The organism is Streptomyces sp. NBC_01546 (genome assembly GCF_045208355.1).
Classification (GTDB): domain Bacteria; phylum Actinomycetota; class Actinomycetes; order Streptomycetales; family Streptomycetaceae; genus Streptomyces.
Window position 1 is genome coordinate 71,932 of record NZ_CP109380.1, and the last position, 19,999, is coordinate 91,930.

5 protein-coding genes are annotated in these 19,999 nt (G+C 73.5%); all 5 read right to left on the reverse strand.

Going from position 1 to position 19,999, the window contains the following annotated elements; all coding sequences use genetic code 11:
* Nucleotides 1-17: 17 nt before the first annotated feature.
* Nucleotides 18-1,160 (reverse strand): LLM class flavin-dependent oxidoreductase, encoded by a 1,143-nt coding sequence (locus OHA89_RS39420; RefSeq protein WP_331761697.1) that lies wholly within the window; start codon nucleotides 1,158-1,160, stop codon nucleotides 18-20.
* Nucleotides 1,157-9,271, reverse strand: coding sequence for a non-ribosomal peptide synthetase/type I polyketide synthase (locus tag OHA89_RS39425; RefSeq protein ID WP_331761698.1), 8,115 nt, complete (start codon nucleotides 9,269-9,271; stop codon nucleotides 1,157-1,159). Before OHA89_RS39425 ends, OHA89_RS39420 begins: the two co-directional genes overlap by 4 nt.
* Nucleotides 9,268-12,654 carry a beta-ketoacyl synthase N-terminal-like domain-containing protein gene (locus OHA89_RS39430; RefSeq protein WP_331761700.1) on the reverse strand — a complete coding sequence of 1,129 codons (3,387 nt, stop codon included), beginning with the start codon at nucleotides 12,652-12,654 and terminating at the stop codon, nucleotides 9,268-9,270. Before OHA89_RS39430 ends, OHA89_RS39425 begins: the two co-directional genes overlap by 4 nt.
* Entirely contained in the window at nucleotides 12,654-18,032 is a 5,379-nt protein-coding gene (locus tag OHA89_RS39435) for an acyltransferase domain-containing protein (protein ID WP_406368849.1), read from the reverse strand. Before OHA89_RS39435 ends, OHA89_RS39430 begins: the two co-directional genes overlap by 1 nt.
* A 220-nt stretch (nucleotides 18,033-18,252) precedes the next feature.
* A complete protein-coding gene (locus OHA89_RS39440) occupies nucleotides 18,253-19,893 on the reverse strand; it encodes an MFS transporter (protein ID WP_266616001.1) in 1,641 nt (546 codons plus the stop codon).
* Between the last annotated feature and the right edge of the window lie 106 nt (nucleotides 19,894-19,999).

Here is a 19,999-nt window from a genome sequence, read left to right on the forward strand (position 1 = left end):
TCCGTCCGTGGTGGGGGTCAGCGGGGGGCCGTGGCCTGGGCCGTGGCCTGGGCCGCGGCCTCCCGGGCCTGTGCGGCAAAGCCGTTCTTGTTCTCCGAGACCCACTTCTGGGACGCGCGACGGCTGTCGAGGGCGCCGGTGAAGTGCGGTGCCACGTAGCGGGCGAGCAGCTCGTAGCTGCGCTTGGTCTGCTCGCGGGTGGCCCAGTCCTGGGTGTTGACCAGCAGGGTGCCGAAGCCGCCGCTCTCGCGCTGCATGCGCTCGATGCCCTCGATGGCGTCCTCGACGGAGCCGATGATCGCGGTGTGGGTCTCGACGGCCACCTCGGCCTCGCGGCCCTCGGGCAGCTTCGCGGAGGCGCCGACGGTGTCGCGCACGTACTCGCGGAACCAGTGGCTCATTCCGGCGCGGACCTGGTCGAGGGCCTCCTCGCGGGTCTCCGCGATGTGCACGCAGATCGCCACGCGCCACTTGGAGCGGTCCACGGTCTGGCCGTGCTTGGCGGCCTCCTCCTCGCCGGCGGCCCACAGCTGGGCCAGCGGCGGCTCCGACATGCCCGGGCGGCCCGCGAAGGTCAGCGCCTCCAGGCCGTACTGGCCCGCGAGGCGCATGCCGCGCTCGGTGCCGGCGCTGGCGACGGCCATGTCGAACCGCGGCTTGGTGTACGGGCGCAGGTGCAGCATGGCGTCGCGCAGCTCGAACCAGTCGGTCTTCATGGTGACCGGCTCGTCGCCCTTGAACAGGCGGACCAGCGCCTCCAGCGACTCGGCCATCATGCGGCGCTGGTCACCGGCCGAGATGCCCATCATGTGGGCGTCGGCGGGCGAGACCCCGGCGCCCATGCCGAACATGGCACGCCCGCCGCTCTGGTGGTCCAGCTGCACGATGCGGTTGGCCGCGGTCAGCGGGTGGTGGTACGGCAGGCTCACCACGCCGGTGCCGAGCTTGATGCGGCGGGTGCGCTCGGCCGCGGCGGCGAGGAAGACCTCGGGGGAGCTGACCGTGGACCAGCCGCCCGAGTGGTGCTCGCCCACCCAGGCCTCGTCGAGGCCGAGCTCGTCCAGCCAGTGGATCAGGTCCAGGTCCCGCCAGAAGGCGGTGGTGGGGTCCTCGCCCAGGGAGTGGAAGGGAGGAATGAAAGCACCGAACTTCAGCGTCATGACTGTATTCCTTCGAGGGGTCGGGCCGCCGATCCGGCGAGCCAGAGGGACAGCTGGTCGGCCAGCAGCCGCAGGCGCGGAGACTGCATGACCGTGTAGTGATCGCCCGGCAGCGCGACATAGTGGAAACCGGAGGGGAACAGCTGCGACCAGGCGGCGACCGCCTCGTCGGTGGAACCGTCCTCGGCGCGCAGGAACGCGGTCGCTCCCGCGTACGGCTGCGGCGCGTAGGACAGCAGGGCCCGGAAGTTGCGGGCGAAGCGGGTGTGGATCTCGCTGAACATCTCGAGACCGACGCCCGCGGGGAGAACATCGAGTTCCGCCGCCTTGGTGTACAGGATCTCGAAGGCCGCCTCGGGGCAGTCCGCCGCGCGGAACAGCTCCGGGTCCGGCTCCCACGAGGTCCCGGCCAGGCCCGCCAGGTCCCGGCCGAACCACGAGAGCAGCACGGCGTCGTCGATCTCCGCCCGCTCCGGCGCCGGGCCCGGGGGCTCGAGCAGGTCGATCACCGCGAGGTGTTCGACCTGGTGCCCGGCGGCGGTCAGCTGCTGGGCCATCTCCAGGGCGATGACCCCGCCCATGGACCAGCCGCCGAGCCGGTACGGTCCCTGCGGAACCGCGGCGGTGAGGGCGGCGGCGTAGTGCGCGGCCAGCTCGGGCACGGTCTCGAGGACCTCGTCGTCCGGCACCTGGAGGGCGTAGAACGGCTGGTCCTCACCGAGCAGGCCGGCCAGTTCGCCGTAGCAGAGCACGTCTCCGCCGACCGGGTGGACGAAGAACAGCGGGGTCTGAGTGCCCCCGGTGCGGATGGGCACCAGCGCGGTGCGGCGCACCGACCCGCCGGCCTCCCGGATCGCCGCGGCGAGCAGGGCGATCGTGGGCCGGGCGAACAGGGTGGACAGCGGCAGCGAACAGCCGAGCCGGGCCCGGATCTCGGCCATCAGCCGGACCGCGAGCAGCGAGTTCCCGCCCAGGGCGAAGAAGTCGGTGTGCACCCCGAAGCCGGCGTCGGGGAAGAACTCGACCCAGATCGAGGCGAGTTCGCCCTCCGTCAGATCCCGGGGGGCCTGTGCGGCGTCGCCGTCGGCGGCCTCGGCGCCGGGCACCGGCAGCGAGGAGCGGTCGACCTTGCCGTTGGCGGTCAGCGGCAGCTCGTCGAGGATCAGGATGTACTGCGGGACCATGTACGAGGGCAGGGCCGCGCCGATCGTCTTCGCGAGCAGCTCGGGCGTCACCTCGCAGCTGCGGTCCTCGTCGAGGACGACGTAGGCCACCAGGCGCTTGGCGCCCTGGCGTTCGCCGACCGCCGAGGCGACCGCGGCGCGCACCCCGTCGCAGGCCAGCAGTGCGGCCTCGATCTCGCCGAGCTCGATCCGGTACCCCTGGATCTTGACCTGGAAGTCCTCCCGGCCCAGGAACTCGATGTTCCCGTCCGGCAGGTACCGGCCCAGGTCGCCCGTGCGGTACAGCCGCTCGCCGGTGGCCGGGTGGCGCAGGAACGCCGCCCGGGTCTTGGCCTCGTCGCCGAGGTAGCCGCGGGCCAGGCCCACGCCGGAGATGTAGAGCTGGCCGGGCACCCACACCGGGCTGGGCTGCATGGCCTCGTTGAACACGTGGAACTGCTGGTTGAGCAGCGGCTTGCCGTACGGGACCGAGGTCAGCGACGGGTCGGCGTCACCGGTCACGTGGTGCGCGATCGACCAGATCGACGCCTCGGTCGCCCCGCCCAGGCTCCACACGGCAGCCTCGGGCGCCAGCGTGGCGATGCGCTCCGGGAGGGTCAGCGGGATCCAGTCGCCGCTCATCATCACCGTGCGCAGCGGCAGGGTCCCGGCCATCTGGGCGCCCAGCGCGTGCTCGGTGAACATCTCCATCAGCGTCGGCACGCTGTTCCACACGGTGACCGCGTGCGCGGTGACCAGCTCGGCCCAGCGGCCGGGCTCGCGGTGGGCGTCCGGGGCCGGCAGGACGATCGCGCCGCCTGCGGCCAGGATGCCGAACACGTCGTACACCGACAGGTCGAAGTTGAGCGCGGACAGGGCCAGGACCCGGTCCTCGTGCGTGATGCCGAACCGCTCGTTGATGTCGAGACAGGTGTTCAGGGCGCCCGTGTGCTCGATCATCACGCCCTTGGGCTGGCCCGTGGAGCCGGAGGTGAAGATGACGTACGCGAGGTCGTCGGGGCGCGCGGCCGAGGCGGGCACGGCGCCGGCGGGCACGGCGAGCGCCTCGGGGCCGTCCACGTTGAGCCGGACGGTGCCGTCCGGCCACCGGGTGTCGGCCTCGACGCGGCTCTGCGTCAGGACGAGGCGGATGTCCGACTTCTCGCACAGCAGCCGCAGCCGCTCGGTGGGCACCCCGGCGTCGATGGGCACGTACGCGGCGCCCGCCTTCAGCACACCGATGGTGGCGGCGACCTGCTCCCAGCCCTTCTCCATCACGATGCCGACGAAGGTGCCGGGGCCGGCGCCCTGCTCCAGGAGCCAGCGGCCCAGCCGGTCGGTGTGCTCGTCCAGTTCGCCGTAGGTGAGCTCGCGGCCGGGGGCGATCACCGCGACCCGTTCGGGGTGGTCGGCGGCCTGCGCGGCGAACGGCTCGTGCAGCAGCCCCGCGGGCAGCGGTCCGGCCGTCGCGTTGGCCGACCGGCGCACCTCGAGCTCGGCGGTCGGGGCCAGGGCGGGCGCCGGGCGGCGCCAGGCGTCCTCCTCGACGCACAGGCCGCGCAGCACGTCGAGGTACGCGCCGAACATCGCGTCGATCATCCCGGCGGGGAAGAGCTCCTCGATGACGTCCCAGTTCACGATCAGCGCGCCGGCGTCCTCGACCACCTGGTGGTCGAGCCACACCTGCGGGGTGCGGATCGAGCTGGAGACCTCCTCGCCGCCCTCGCCGATGGAGGTGAGGTGCTGGGCCAGGCCCATGGAGGCCGCGGAGTCCTCCTTGGCCGCGAAGTTGACGGTGCTGGCGAAGACGACCGGCATGTTGGCGCGGGCGTTGCCGCCGCGGGCCCGGTTGAGCTCGCGCAGCACCGCGACACCGCTGACGTGGCTGTGCTCCAGGTCGTTCCACAGCTGGCGCTGGATGCGCCCGGCCCGCTCGCCGAAGGCGACCGAGGCGGTGGAGTCGATCTCCAGCAGGGTGGTGGCGCTGAAGTTGCCGAGCACGCTGCCGACCTGCTCGTGCAGCGGCAGCCGGTTGAAGAAGAGCACGTTCAGCGTGAAGCGGCTGGACTTGCTCCAGGAGGCCAGCACCTGGGAGTACGCCGTGCACAGCGCGGCCGACGGGGTGACACCGGCCGCCGAGGCGTACGCCTTGAACCGGGACCAGTCCTCGGCCTCGATCCGGCTGGAGCGGTGGGTGAACGCCGGAGCCTCGAGCGAGCCCGGGTCGGTGGCCAGCGGCAGTTCGGGAGCCGGCGGCAGGGTGTCGAGCCGCTCGCGCCAGTAGGCGAGCGAGGTCGCGTGCAGGTCAGTCTCCTCGACGGCCTTGGCCGTCACCACGTAGTCCCGGTAGGTGAGCGGGACCTCGGGCAGCTCGCCGGCCTCGCCGCGGTAGGCGGCGGCCCACTCGCGGAACATCATCGAGGTGCTCCACGCGTCGATGATCAGCGCGTCGAGTCCGATGTGCAGGCGGGTGCGGCCCTCGGTGACGCGGGTGGCGCGGATGTCGAACAGCGGCCACACCGCGGTGTCGAAGACCTGTCCGGCGACCTCGTCGTGGAGTTCGGCCAGGCGCGCGCCGCGCTCCTGTTCGCCGCAGCCGCGCAGATCGGTCGTGCGGATCTCGTACGGGGCGACCTCGGGCAGCACCTTCTGGTAGCCGTCCTCGGTCATCACGGCGCGCAGCATGTCGTGGCGGTCGATCACCAGGCGCAGGGAGTCCTGCAGCCGGTCCACGTCCACCCCGTCGAGGTCGACCTCGATGAAGAAGTACGTGGAGACGTTGCCCAGTTCGAAGGCGCTGGAGCGGCCCACCAGATAGGCCTGCTGGAGGTCGGTCAGCGGGAACGGCTCGTAGCGGGCCGCATCGTCGCGGATCAGCTCCGGCAGCCGCCCGCCGCCCGCGGTGGGCTGCGTCGCGGCGTCCTGGGTGCCCGCACCGGCCGGGGACTCCTCGGGGGTGCCGAGGGTCTCCAGGATCTGGTCGCCGAGCGTGCTGACGCTGCGGCCCTCCAGGAAGGCCACCAGCGGCAGGGAGACCCCGAGCGCGACGGACAGGGCCTCCTTGACCTCCAGGGCCATCAGCGAGTCCAGGCCGAGGTTCTGCAGGGGCTCGTCGCGGTCGACCGCGTCCGGGGAGGTGCCCAGTGCGCGGGCGACCGTCGCCGTCAGCAGCTCCCGTACGCCCGCGGCGTCCAGCGACTGCGGGGCGGCGGCCGGGGCGAGCGGGGCCGCGGCGGGCAGCGCCCGGGCAGCCGGGGCGGCCGCGCCGTCGGTGCGCAGCAGCTGGTCCTTCTCTGCGCGGCGCAGGCACACCCCGGTGGCCTCGACCACCGTGCGGCCCTGGGCGTCGTACAGCGCGGCCTCGGCGAGGAGCATCCCCTGCGGGTCGGGCGACGGCAGCAGCCGCACCCGGCAGTACGTCTCGCCCTGCGCGCCGGAGAACCCGTGGAAGGCGAACCGGTCGATGCCCACCAGCATGAAGGTGGCGTCCGCCGGGGTGCCCTCGGGCAGGCAGGCGAACAGGGACTGGAACAGCGCGTCGGTCTGGCCGGGGTGCAGCCGGTAGCCGTCGGCCTCGCCCGGGCGCGGGGCGCGCATCCTCGCGACGGCCTCGCCCTCACCGCTCCACACGTGCTCGATCCACTGGGCGGTGGGGCCGAGGTACAGCTTGCGGCGCCACATCCGGCGGTAGAACTCCTCGCCGGTGGTCTCCTCGGCGAGCGGGGCGCGCAGCGCGTCCAGGTCGGTCGCGGCCGGTGCGCCCGCGGGGAGTTCGGCCAGCTTGCCCTGCGAGTGCAGCAGCCAGCCGGCGCCGTCCCGCCGGGCGGAGTAGAAGCGGTACGCGGTGCGGCCGCCGGGCGCCGGGTCCAGCACGAGCTGCACCCGGGCCCGCTGGTCCTCTTCGAGGATCATGCTCTGCAGGACCAGGCACTCCTCGATCAGCGCGCCCGCGCCGCCGCCGTCGGCCCGGGCGGCCTCCAGGGCCGACTCCAGGTAGACGCCGATGTTGACGACGGGCAGCCCGTCCATCACACAGTCGCCCAGACAGGGGTGGCCGGTGGTGTCGAGCACCGCCGAATACTGCGTGGACTCCAGCGGGGAGGGCACCAGCTCACCCAGCAGACGCGCGGAGCCGGCCTCGCCCGTGGCGGGCGCGGCCGACACCGGGCGGGCACTCGGCGTGAACCAGTGACGGGTGCGCTGGAAGGGGTACGTCGGCAGCGCGGCGCGCCGCCGGCCCCGGCCCGCGTCGTACGCGGCCCAGTCCACCGGCGCGCCCAGCGCGTACAGGGCGCCCAGGCTGTCCAGCGCCACCCGGTCGTCTTCGTGGCCCTTGCGCAGCGACGGCAGGAAGACCGGGGCCTGTTCGCCGTCCACCGCGCCGGGCACGAACCGCTTGGCCATGCCGGAGAGCGCGGGCTGCGGGCCGGTCTCCACGAAGACGCGGAAGCCCAGCCCGTGCAGGGCGGTCATGCCCCGCAGGAAGTCCACGGGGCGGCGGATGTGCTCGCGCAGATAGCCCGCGGAGAAGGCCTGCGGGCCGGTCAGCGGCTCGCCGGTGACGTTGGAGACGACCGGGATGCGGGGGGCCGCGTACGTCAGGGCGGCCGCCGCGGCCTCGAACTCGGCCAGCACCGGGTCCATCAGCGGCGAGTGGAAGCCGCGGGTGACCGTGAGCCGCTTGGACTTGACGCCCGCCGCGGCCAGCTCGTCCAGCAGCTGGTCCAGCGCCTTGGCGCCGCCGGACACGACCAGGGACTCGGGGCCGTTGACCGCGGCCAGCGACAGCTCGCCCTCGTACGGCGCCAGCGCCGCGGCGAGCTGCTCCTCGGTGGTGAAGACCGCCGCCATGGCGCCCTCCACCGACAGTTCCTGCATCATGCTGCCGCGGCGCACCGCGAGGGTCAGCGCGTCCTCGAGGGACAGGACGCCCGCCACGCAGGCCGCGACGATCTCGCCGATGCTGTGGCCGAGTACGGCGCCCGGTGTGACGCCCCAGGAGCGCCACAGCTCCGCGAGCGCGTACTCGACGGCGAACAGGGCCGGCTGGGTCCAGCGGGTCTCGTCCACCAGCGCGGCGTCGGCGGGCGCCGGGTGCAGCACGGAGCGCAGCGAGCGGTCCGTCAGCTCCGAGACGATGGCGTCGCAGCGGTCGATGGCGTCCCGGAAGACCGGCTCGCTCGCGTAGAGGCCCGCGCCCATGCCCGCGTACTGCGAGCCCTGGCCGGTGAAGAGGAAGGCCACCTTCGGCTGCGCGCCGCCGGGCACGTGGCCCGTGCGGACGCCGGCCGGCAGGAGCGCGCCGGGCGCGTACGCGGCCAGCTTCTCCCGCATCTCCCCGGCGGAGCCGGCGACCACCGTCAGCCGGTGGGAGAGGGGGGCGCGGCCGGTGGCGGCGGTGTGGCAGACGTCGGCGAGCGGGGCCGCGTCCGGCCCGCCCAGGTAGGCGGCGTGGCGGGCGGCCACCTCGGCGAGCGCGGCCGGGCTCTTGGCGGACAGCGCCAGCAGCTGCGCGGTGCGCTCGCCGTCGGCTCCGTCGGCGCCGTCGGCTCCGTCGGCTCCGTCGGCGGCGGGCTCGGCGGCGGGCACGGGGGCCGGCGCCTCCTCGATGACGAGGTGGGCGTTGGTGCCGCTCGCGCCGAAGGAACTGATGCCCGCGAGACGGGGCCTGTCGCCGCGGGGCCAGGCGACGGCGGTGCGCGGGAAGGTGACCGAGAGGTCCTCGATGCCGATCTCCGGGTTCACCTCCTCCAGGTGCAGCTGCGCCGGGATCTCCTCGTTCTGCAGCGAGAGCACGACCTTGATCAGCCCGGCGATGCCGGCGGCGGGCTCCAGGTGCCCGATGGTGCTCTTGACCGAGCCGACGACCAGCTCCTCGCCCGGCGCGCGGCCGCCCAGTACGGCGTCCAGGGCGCGCAGTTCCAGCGGGTCGCCCAGCGGGGTGCCGGTGCCGTGCGCCTCCACGTAGCCGATCTCCGCCGGCTCCACGCGGGCCGAGGCCAGCGCGGCACGGATCACGTCCTGCTGGGCGGCGGCGTTCGGGACGGTGATGCCGCCGCTGCGGCCGTCCTGGTTGACGGCGGAGCCGCGGATGACGCCGAGGACGCGGTCACCGGCCGCCTGCGCGTCGGAGAGCCGCTTGAGGACGACGACTCCGCAGCCCTCGCTGCGTACGTAGCCGTCGGCGCGGGAGTCGAAGGTCTTGCAGTGGCCGTCCGGCGCCAGCATGTTCGCCTTGTCGGCGATGGTGAACCACTCGGGCGACAGCAGGACGTTGACGCCGCCCGCCAGCGCCATGCCGGTCTCGCCGGAGCGCAGGCTCTGACACGCCAGGTGCACGCCGACCAGCGAGGACGAACACGCGGTGTCGACGGAGAGGCTGGGGCCCTGCAGGCCCAGCCAGTACGAGAACCGGCCGGCCGCGAAGGTGGAGGCGTTGCTGGTGAGGCTGTACGCCTCCAGCTCGGCCGGGTCGATCTGCTGCATCTGTCTTTGTACGTAGTCGTACGTGGTGACGCCGAAGTACACCCCGGTGTCCGTGCCGGTCAGGCCGGCCGGCGAGATGCCCGCGTGCTCCAGGGCCTCCCAGCCCACCTCCAGCAGCAGGCGCTGCTGGGGGTCCAGGGTGGCGGCCTCGCGCGGCGAGATCCCGAAGAACGGGGCGTCGAACCCGTCGACCCGGTCGAGGAAGCCGCCGAGGCGGCTGCCGTGCCGTGCGGTGTCCCAGCGGTCCTCGGGCACCTGGCGGATGCCGTCGCGGCCCGAGCTCAGGAACTCCCAGAACTCCTCGGGCGTCTCGGCGCCTCCGGGCATCCGGCAGGCCAGGCCGACGATGGCGATCGGTTCGGTGCGGGCGCGCTCGGCGGCGTCGAGCTCCCCGCGCAGGCGGCGGATCTCGCGCACGCTCTGCGCGAGTACGTTCTGCCGCTCGTGGTCCTTGTCGGTCATCGGGCTCCTCCGGCTGCGTGCGTCGGGGAACCGGACTCCGCGGCCAGCACGGCGAGGAGTTCGGCTTCGGAAAGGTCGTCGAGGGATGTGTCGTCCCCGGACCCGAAAAGGTCCGAAGGCACCTGCAGTGCGGGGGTGGGGATGGCGGTGGGGATGGGTGCGGCGGACGGGGCCGCGGACGGGTCCGCGGAAGACTGCGGGCCGGCGTCGGCCGCCGCCCGCTCCGCCAGCGCCAGCAGATGCGCGGACAGCGCCTCCACCGACGGGTGTTCGAACATCACGGTCGCCGGGAGGCGGCGGCCGAGCAGGGTCTCCAGCCGGATGCGGGCATCGCGGGCGAGCGTGGAGTCCATGCCCATCTGGAAGAAGCCGGCCGTCCGGTCGACCCGGTCGGGGCTCAGTTCCAGGGTTCCGGCCACCGCCGCGGCGACCTCGCCGCGGACCAGCTCGGCGCGGGCGTCGCCGGGCTCGGCGGCGGCCACGGCCGCCACCAGCCTGGGCAGCCGCTCGCGGCCCTCCGCGGTGTCCGGCTCGGGCATCGCGCCACCGGCGAGGGCGACGGCCGGCACCGGGCCGGCGGCGCCCGACGCGCGGAACCAGAAGCTCTCGTGCTGCCAGGCGTACGCGGGCAGCGGTACGGGACGCGCGGGCGCCGCCGGCAGCAGCTCGGTCAGGCGGGCGGGCAGGCCGTGCGTGTGCAGGGCGGCCAGGATCTCCAGCAGGCCGTGCGCCTCCGGCTCGTCGCGCCGCATGGACGGCAGGGCCAGCCCCTCGCGGCCGGTGTGCTCGAAGGCCTGCTCGACGGCGGACAGCAGCGTCGGGTGGGGGCTCATTTCGACGAACACCCCGTGGTCGCTGTCGATCAGCCGGCCCACCGCGTCCCAGAAGAGCACCGGCTCGCGCAGGTTGCCCGCCCAGTACTCGGCGTCGAAACCGGAGCCGTCGCACAGTTCGCCGGTGACGGTCGACAGGACCGGCACCTTGCCCGCGCGGGGCTCGATGCCCTCCAGCTCGGCCAGCAGGTCCTCGCGCAGGGCGTCGACCTGGGGGCTGTGCGAGGCCACGTCCACCTTGACGTGGCGGGAGAAGACGTTGCGGGCCTCGAGGGCCTTGGCGAGCTTGGCCAGCACCTCCGGGTCACCGGAGAGCACCGTGGAGGTGGGGCTGTTGCTGACCGCGACCGAGACCCGGTCGCTGTGGTCCGCGATGAACTCGGCGGCCTGGTCGAACGGCAGGCCCACCACCAGCATCGCGCCCTGCCCGCTGATGCGGCGCAGCAGGAAGCTGCGGCGGCAGATGACGCGGGCCGCGTCGTCCAGGCTCAGCACGCCCGCCACGTACGCGGCGGCGACTTCGCCCATGCTGTGGCCGACCACCGCGTCGGGCTCGACGCCGAAGGCCCGGGCCCGGGCGGCGAGTCCGACCGCGATGGCGAACAGGGCCGGCTGGATGACGTCGATCCGCTCCAGCGGTGCCCCGTCCTCCAGACCCATGATCGTGTCGATGACGGAGAACCCGCCGTCGGTCCAGCGCTTGAAGGCCTCGTCGCACTCGGTCACGGCGGCCTTGAACACCGGGCAGACGCGCATCAGTTCGCGGCCCATCCCGGCCCGCTGGGCGCCCTGGCCGGGGAAGACGAAGACGACCTTGTCGGCGATGTCGCCGCCCGTGCGGCCGGTGATCACGGAAGCCGGGGACTTGTCCGCCAGCCACATGTCCAGCCGCTCGGCGGCCTCGGCGTGCGTGCTCGCGGCGACCGCGAGCCGGTGTGCGTGCCGGGTGCGCCGGGTGGCGGCGCCGTGCACCAGCGCGGAGAACGGCTCCTGCCGCGTCTGCGGGTCCTGGAGGTGGTCGCGCCAGGCACGGGCCATCGGGACCAGCGCGTCGGCGGTGCCCGCGTAGACCGGCAGCAGCCAGGGGCCCTGCGCGGCCTGCGGCACGCCGGGGGCCACAGCCTCCTGGACGCCTTCGTCCTGCGGGGCCGGGCCGAGGACGACATGGGCGTTGGTGCCGCCCGCGCCGAAGGAGCTGACGGCGCCGTGGCGGCGCTCGGCGGGCTCGTCCCAGCCCGCCGCCTCGGTCGGGATGCGCAACCGTCCGCCCTTGAGCGAGATGTGCGGGTTGACCTCCTCCAGGTGGAGGTTGGGCGCGATGGCCCGGTGGTGGATGCTCAGCGCCACCTTGATCAGGCCGGCCAGGCCGGCGCCCGCCTCCAGGTGGCCGATGTTGGTCTTCACCGACCCGAGCGTGCAGCTCCCGCCGCCTGCGTCCGCGGTCCCGTACACCTCGTGCAGTGCCTCGACCTCGATCGGGTCGCCGAGGCTGGTGCCGGTGCCGTGCGCCTCCAGCAGGGTGACCTGCGAGGGCTCCAGCCGGGCGGAGCGCAGCGCCGCCTTGATGACATCGCGCTGGGACAGGCCGCTGGGCGCGGTCAGGCCGTTGGTCAGGCCGTCCTGGTTGACGGCGGAGCCGCGGATGACGGCCCAGATCCGGTCGCCGTCCGCGACGGCGTCCGAGAGCCGCTTCAGGACGAGCACGCCGACGCCCTCGCCGCGGGTGTAGCCGTCGGCCTTCGCGTCGAAGGTCTTGCAGCGGCCGTCGGGGGCGAGCGGCAGGCCCTTGGAGTGGGCGACCGTCATCGTCGGCGACAGGATCAGGTTCATCCCGGCGGCGACCGCGGTGGAGCACTCCTGGGTGCGCAGGGACTGGCAGGCCAGGTGCACGGCCACCAGCGAGGACGAGCAGGCCGTGTCGACGGTCATGCTCGGTCCGCGCAGGTCGAGCTGGTACGAGAGCCGGTTGGAGATGATGCAGTTGGTGCCGCCGACGACGGTGTACGTGTCGAGGCCGGCCGGGTCCTCCAGCTGCATCTGGAGGTAGTCGGTGGCGTTGGCGCCGACGAACACGCCCGTCGCGCTGCCCTGGAGCTTCTCCCGGGGCAGGCCCGCGTCCTCCAGCGCCTCCCAGGCCACCTCCAGGAAGTGCCGCTGCTGGGGGTCCATGCGGGCGGCCTCGCGCGGGGATATGCCGAAGAAGTACGGGTCGAACCGGTCCACCCCGTCGATGAACCCGCCGAAGCGCATGGTGGTGCGGCCCGCGGCGTTCGGGTCGGGGTCGTAGTAGGCGTCGGCGTCCCAGCGGTCGCCGGGCACACCGGTGATCGCGTCGGTGCCGGAACTGATCATCTGCCAGAAGTCGCCGGGGGAGCGGACCCCTCCCGGCAGCCGACAGCCCATGCCGACGATGGCGATGGGCTCGTGGCGCTTCTGCTCCAGTGCGTCCAGCCGGCCCCGCAGCATGCGGACGGCGGACAGTGCCTTGACGAGGGCGTCCCCGGAGCGGTCTTCGGCCGGGGCGGCCCCGGCGGCGGTGCTGCTGCTCACTAGAAGGTCTCCATCCGCTCGCTCAGTTCCGCGAGTTCACGTTCAAGGAGGGCCTCGAGGCTCTCCGGGTCTGCGTCACCGTCCGCCGCCGGGGGCAGGACGGGGGCTTCGGCTTCGGGGCTCTGCTCGAGGGCCTCGTCGCCGTCGAGCGCGATGCCCGCCTTGCCGGCCAGGAACGGCGCGATGTCGCGTACGGTCGGGTAGTTCCAGATGAGCGTGGCCGACAGCTCCACGCCGAAGGCCGCCTCCAGGCGGTTGCGCAGCTCCAGCGACATCAGCGAGTCGATGCCGAGCGAGCGCAGCGGGGTGTCGGGGTCGATGCGGCGGGCGGGGAGCTTGACCACCTGCGCGGTGATCTCCCGTACGGCGGTCTCGAAGGCGGCCCGCCGCTCCGCCACGGGCAGTTCGGCCAGCCCGGCGGCGATCGCCCCGTCCGCCGGTCCGCTCTGCGCGTCGTCCTGGCTCGCGGCCAGGACGGGTACGGAATCCAGCCTGACGACGCGCAGCCCCTCGGCCTCGGCCAGCAGGGTGCCGTCGGAGGACAGGATCCGCACGCGGGCCTGCCAGTGCCGGTCGTCGCCGGCCTGCTCGCACTGCGCGTACGCCCACAGCTCGCCGGCGAGCGCTCCGTACACCGTCAGCCGGCCGATGGACTCGCTGACGAAGCACTGGGTGACGCCCTCGCCCCACGCGGCGCCGAGCAGCGGGGCCACGGCGGACTGCAGGGCGGAGTCGAGCAGCGAGGGGTGCACCCGGTAGCCGGGGTCGGCGGGCAGGGCCGCCGGGTCGGGTGCGATCCGGGCCAGGGCGGCGCCTTCGCCGCGCGAGAGGCTGGTGATTCCCTGGAAGGCGGGCCCGTAGCCCAGGCCGCAGGCGGCGAGCGCCCGGTAGTAGGCCGGTCCCTCGAGGGTCTCGGTCAGCGAACCTGCCAGCGAGGCCGGATCGCAGGGCTCGCCCGGGTCCGGCGCGGCGCCGAAGACCGCCTGGGTCTCGGCCACGCACAGCGGGCCGTCGTCCTCGCGGACGAAGAAGCGGATCTGCGCCCGCTCGCCGTCCGAGCCCTCCAGTACGGCCTGCACCCGGCGCACGCCCTGCGCGGGCAGGATCAGCGGCTCCCGGAAGGCGAACTCCTCCAGTACGGGCTCCTCGCCGGGCCGGACCTGGGCGCACATCGCGAGGGCCATCTCCGCGAATCCGGCGCCCGGCAGGACCGCGGCCCCGCCGATGCGGTGGTCCGAGGCGGTGGCGGCCGTACTGTCGAAGTCCATCTGCCAGTAGTGCGTCCCCGGGGTGACGGGGGAGTCGAGGCGCTCGCCGAGCAGGCCGCGGCGCAGGGCCCGGCCGCCCGCGGCGCCGGTGCCCGGGCCGGGGGCGTCGATCCAGAACCGCTCCCGCTGCCACGGGTAGTGGGGCAGCTTCGCCGCGGGGGCCGGGGTCAGCGCGCGGTCCACCCGGGCCGGGGCGCCCAGGACGTGCAGCCGGCCCAGCGAGCCGAGCAGGGTGTCGCGTTCCTCCTCGCGGCGGCGCAGCGAGGGCAGCGCGGCCACGGCCGTACCGCTCTCCGCGGCCACCTGCTCCACGGCGGGCAGCAGGATCGGGTGCGGGCTCATCTCGATGAAGACGCTCACGCCGTCCTCGACGAGCCGGGCCACCTGGTCGGCGAAGAGCACCGGCTCGCGCAGGTTGTCGGCCCAGTAGTGGATGTTCATCTCGGTGCCGGAGGCCACCGAGCCGGTCACGGTCGAGTAGACGGGGACGGTTCCGGCCCGCGGGGCGATGCCGTCCAGCGCGGACAGCAGGTCCTCGCGCAGCGGGTCCATCTGCGGGCTGTGTGAGGCCACGTCCACCTTGACCCAGCGGCAGAAGACCTGGTCGGCCTCCAGCCGCTCGGCGATCGCGGCGAGCGCGTCACGGTCTCCGGAGAGCACGGTGGAGCGGGGGCTGTTGTTCACGCCGACCGACACCAGGTGCTCCTGGCCGGCGAGGAGCTCGCGGGCCTGGGCCATCGTCAGCTCGCAGGCGAGCATGGCGCCCTGGCCGGCGGCGCGGCGCAGCAGCAGGCTGCGGCGGCAGATGATCCTGGTCGCGTCCTCGATGCCCAGCGCGTCGCTGACGTGCGCGGCGGCGACCTCGCCCATGCTGTGCCCGATGACCGCGGCGGGCTCGATGCCCCACGAGCGCCACAGTGCGGCGAGCGCGACCTCGACGGCGAACAGCATCGGCTGGACGACGTCGATGCGGGTCAGCTGCGAGCTCTCCTCGTCGGCGCACAGCTCGGCCTCGATCGACCAGTCGATCCAGGCCCGGGCGGCGGCGTCGGTGGTACGGATGGACGCGGCGAACGCCGGTTCCGTGCGGAGCAGTTCGCGGCCCATCCCGATCCACTGGGAGCCCTGGCCGGGGAAGACGAACGCGGTCCGCGGCCTGGATTCCGCCGGCTTCGCGCCCTCGTACAGCTGCGGCGGGCGCTCGCCGTCCGCGTGGGCGGCCAGCGCCTCGGCGAGCTCGGCCGTGTCACGGGCGACGAGCGAGAGGCGGTAGGGGTGGTGGGCCCGGTCCAGGCCCGCGCGGGCCAGGGCCGGCAGCCGGTCCGCGTCCGGCGCGGCGTCCGCGAGGGCGGCGGCGACGGAGCGGGAGAGGTCGCGCAGGGCCTGCGGGGTGCGCGCGGAGAGGGTGAACAGCTGGGCGGCGGGCGGGCGTTCGTCCGGCAGCCGCACTTCGAAGCCGAGCCCGGCGAGGGCGGTGAGGGTGTCCACCAGCCCCGCGCGGTCGTCGTCGCCCTCGCGGCGCATGGTGGTCAGTACGGACGCGGTGCCTCCGTACTCCTCGGCGGACTGGCGCAGCGCGGGGGCCAGCACCGGGTTGGCGCTGATCTCCACCAGGACGCCGGTTCCGCTGGTCAGCAGATGGGCGGTGGCCGGGGCCAGCAGTACGGGCCGGCGCAGGTTGCGGACGAAGTACGAGGCGTCCGCCTCCCGCCAGTCGAGCGGTTCGCCCGTCACGGAGGAGATCATCGGGATGCGGCCGGGCCGCGGGGTGAGCGTGCCGATGGCCGCTTCGAGATCGGCGGTGATCGGGTCGATGCCGGCGCTGTGGGCCGGCAGGTCGACGCGGATCATGCTGCACAGCACGCCCTGGGCCTTCAGCTCGGCGACCAGGGCCTCCAGCGCGGCGCGGGGGCCGGCGAGGCCGGTGGTGCGGGGGCCGTTCTGGGTGGCGACCGAGATGTCCTCGCCGCCGATGCGGTCGTCGATGCGCTGCTGGATGTCGGCGGCGGAGAGTTCGACGACGGCCATGCCGCTGCCGGAGCCGGCGACGCGGCGCTGCTGGTCGCTGTAGTGGTGGATGAGGCGGACCGCGTCCGGCAGGTCCAGGATGCCGGCGATGACGGCGGCGGCGATTTCTCCGAGGCTGTGGCCGACGACGGCGTCCGGGCGGACTCCGGAGGCCTCGAGCCAGGCGGCGATGCCGACCTGGATGGCGAAGAGTACGGGCTGCATCACCCCGACGTCGCCGCTGCGGGAGGTGTCCTCACCTGCGTGCAGTTCGTCCAGGAGCGACCACCCGGTGTGCCGGGCGAGTTCGCGGTCGCACTCCTCCAGTACGGAGCGGAAGACCGGTTCCGTACGGAGCATGGTGCGGGCCATCCCGATCCACTGCTGGCCGTACGGGGAACATACGAAGGCCACCTGCGGGCGGCCGGCGGAGTCGGCTTCGGTGCCGGGGCCGGGTCTCTCGAGCAGGGTCAGCGGCGCGGGCGCGGTGACGGCCTCGAGCACGACGTGCACGTTGGTGCCGCCCCAGCCGAAGGCGCTCACCCCGGCCCGGGCCGGGCCCTGCCCGGTCTCGGGCCACGGCTCCTGGGCCGCGGCGACCCGCAGGCCGAGCTCGTCGAAGGGTATGTGCGGGTTCGGCGTCTCGAAGTGGATGCTGGGCGGAATGCGGCGGTGGCGCAGCGCGAGGGCCGTCTTGACCACGCCGGCGATGCCGGCGGCCGCCTCCAGGTGGCCGATGTTGCTCTTGACCGACCCGATGCGCAGGGGCGCGTCCGCGTCGCGGCCGCGTCCGTAGACCGCGCCGAGCGCGGTGGCCTCGACCGGGTCGCCGAGCGCGGTGCCCGTGCCGTGGGTCTCGACGTACTGGACCTCGGCGGGGGAGACGCCGGCCTGGCGGCAGGCGGCGCGCAGTACGGCCTCCTGTGCGAGGGGGTTGGGGGCGGTGAGTCCGTTGCTCAGGCCGTCGTTGTTGGTGGCCGTGCCGCGGATCGTGCACCAGATGTCGTCGCCGTCGGCCAGCGCCTTGGACAGCGGCTTGAGGACGATGGCCCCGGCGCCCTCGCCGCGGCCGAAGCCGTCGCCGCGGGCGTCGAAGGCCTTGCACCGGCCGTCCTGGGAGAGGCCGCCGAACTTGCTGAGCGAGACCATCGTCTCCGGGCTCAGCAGCAGGTTCACCCCGCCCGCGACGGCGGTCTCGGACTCGCCGGACCAGATGCTCTGGCAGGCCAGGTGGACCGCGAGCAGGGACGAGGAGCACGCCGAGTCCAGGACGACGCTGGGGCCGGTGAGCCCGAGGACGTAACTGAGCCGGTTGGCGACCATGTTCAGGGCCCGGCCGGTGGCCGAGTGCAGGGAGGCGCCGGCGGGGTCGGCCGCGCCGAGGTCGGCGTAGTCGTGCCAGATCGCCCCGGCGAAGACACCGGTCGCGGTGCCGGACAGCCGGCCGTCGGAGAGGCCCGCGTCCTCCAGGGCCTCCCAGGCGACCTCCAGGAAGAGCCGCTGCTGCGGGTCCATCTCCTGCGCCTCGCGCGGGGAGATGCCGAAGAAGAGCGGGTCGAAGGTGTCCACCGGGCCGCGCAGGAAGCCGGCCTGGGAGGTGACCATCTTGCCGGCGGCGGCCGGGTTGGCGTCGAGGTAGGCGGCGGCGTCCCAGCGCTCGGCCGGCACCTCGCTCACCGCGTCGGTGCCCGAGCTGAGCAGCTCCCAGAACTCCTCGAGGCTCTCGGCCTGCGGGAGCCGGCACGCCATGCCCGTGATGGCGATCGGCTCGCGCTCGCGGGGAGCGGCCCGGAAGGTGTCCGGGAGCTCGGCGGGCGCATCGGGCTCGCCCGCGACGACGCGGGCGGCGAGCGCCGCGATGCTGGGGTGCGACCACATGAGTGCCGGGGAGAGCCGGGTACCGGTCAGCTCCGAGAGGTCGCCCATGAGGGCGACGGCGCGCATCGAGTCGATACCGATGGTCGTGAAGAGATCGTCGTCGCGGATCTCGTCGGGCGCGCGTCCCGACCGTACGGCGATCTCGCTCCGCAACCAGTGCGACACTGCCTCGACGTTGTCCATACGGGACCCGTCGACGTGCCCAGAGTCCTTGCCCATCTGCATGAGAACCCCCTCCGCTTGTACATAACGCTGAAACACTTGAGCGCTGATGGATCGTTCTTCGACCGGTCGCGGGGGCGGGACGGCTTGTCCCGCCATGTCCGGGATGCTTTGAACTGGGCCTGCAATAAAGGGAGTTGGATTCCGTTTATCGGCAGAATGGACAGTGCCCGCCGACCCCGAAGGGTGGGCGGGCACTGAGGGCGGCGCGGCGCGCGCCGGGTCAGGGACGGAGGCTCGGCTCGTCCTTCACCGGGGCGGGCGGGGCCGCGGGGGCGCCCGGTGCCGTGGCACCCGGCGCAGTGGCGCCGGGGGCCGTGGCACCCGGGGCGGCCGCGCCCGGCGGGGGTCCGGGCGGGGCCGGCGGGGTCTTGGGGAGCCAGCGCAGGGCCACGAGGACCGAGACGAGGGCGACACCGGCGACCACGAACAGCGTGGACTGCATGCCGCTGACGTAGGCGTCGGAGGCCTTGGCCAGCAGGGCCGGGGCCTGGTCGCCCAGCTTGGCGGCCTGGACGGCGCGTACGGTGCCGCCGATGGATCCGGCGGCCTCGTCACGCAGGGCCTCCGGAAGGACGTTCACCGCGTCACCGATCGAGGAGCGGTAGCCGGAGCTCAGCAGGCTTCCGATGATCGCGATGCCGAGGGCGCCTGCCACCTGACGGGCGGTCTGCGAGACAGCCTGACCCGCGCCCGCCTTGACCGGAGGCACGACGGACATCAGCGAGGCGGTGGCGGGAGCCATGATGGAGCCCCAGCCGATGCCCAGGAGCAGCTGCGCGACGACCAGCAGCCAGGTCGGCGTACCGGCGTCGAAGAAGGCCGCGCCCACGGCGTACAGGGCGATGGCCGTGGAGCCGGCGGCGACCACGGCGCGGGGGCCGAACTTCATGACGAGCTTGGGGCAGCGGGCCGAGACGACCATGGAGCCGATGCCCATGGGCAGGACGAGCAGACCGGCTTCCAGCGGCGAGAAGCCGAGGACTGCCTGGAAGTAGAACTGCGAGATGAAGATCGAGCTGATGAGTGCGAAGAAGCACAGGGCGATGGCGCCGGTGCCGGCCGCGAAGCGCGAGTTCTTCAGGAGGCTGACGTCGAGCGAGGGAGCGGCGATCTTCTTCTCGAAGAGGACCAGCGCGACCAGCAGGACCACACCGCCCGCGATGGCGCCGAGCGCACCGGTGCTGGTCCAGCCGTCCTCGCCCGCGAGGACGATGCCGTAGACCAGCAGGCCGACGGAGACGATGGACAGCAGCACGCCGAGCGGGTCGAACGCGGTGCGGACCGGGTTCTTCGACTCGGGCACCAGCGCGATCATCAGGGCGACGGCGATGACGATGAGCGGGGCGTTGATGAGGAAGATCGAGCCCCACCAGAAGTACTCGAGCAGCACGCCGCCGAGTACCGGACCGACCGCCATGGCCACACCGGCGGCCGCGGCCCAGCCCGCGATGGCCTTGGGACGCTCGGCCGGCGGGAAGACGTTCATGAGGATGGCGAGGGTGACCGTGGGCACCACGGCCGCGCCGACGCCCATGACGGCGCGCCAGATGATGAGCTGGACGATGTCGGTCGCGAAGGCGCCGAGCACCGAGCTGACACCGAACAGGACGAGACCGGTGATCAGGGTCTTCTTGCGGCCGAACCGGTCGGCGCAGACGCCACCGGTGAAGAGGAACGCCGCGAAGGTGATCAGGTACGAGTCCAGCGCCCACTGGAGCTCGCCGTTGGTCGCATCAAGGCTCTGCTGAATGGGATTGAGTGCGACGTTGATGATCGTGAGGTCCATGACCACGACCAGCACCGTGGATGCGAGCAGAGCCAGGATCGCCCGGCGGCGCCCGCTGCTGACTTCGGGATTCATTGCCCGTCCTTCGTAGAGTTTTTCCTCTGATGGCCGCTGCCGCTGCCGCTGCCGAAGTCCGCGCTGCGAACGCAGCGCGGACCTCGGTTCAGGTCGCCGGGCCGAC

Excerpts from the sequence above, each read along its gene's own strand:
- OHA89_RS39420 (WP_331761697.1), bottom strand. The coding sequence starts at position 1,160 with ATGACGCTGAAGTTCGGTGCTTTCATTCCTCCCTTCCACTCCCTGGGC.
- OHA89_RS39425 (WP_331761698.1), bottom strand. The coding sequence starts at position 9,271 with ATGACCGACAAGGACCACGAGCGGCAGAACGTACTCGCGCAGAGCGTG.
- OHA89_RS39435 (WP_406368849.1), bottom strand. The coding sequence starts at position 18,032 with ATGCAGATGGGCAAGGACTCTGGGCACGTCGACGGGTCCCGTATGGAC.
- OHA89_RS39440 (WP_266616001.1), bottom strand. The coding sequence starts at position 19,893 with ATGAATCCCGAAGTCAGCAGCGGGCGCCGCCGGGCGATCCTGGCTCTG.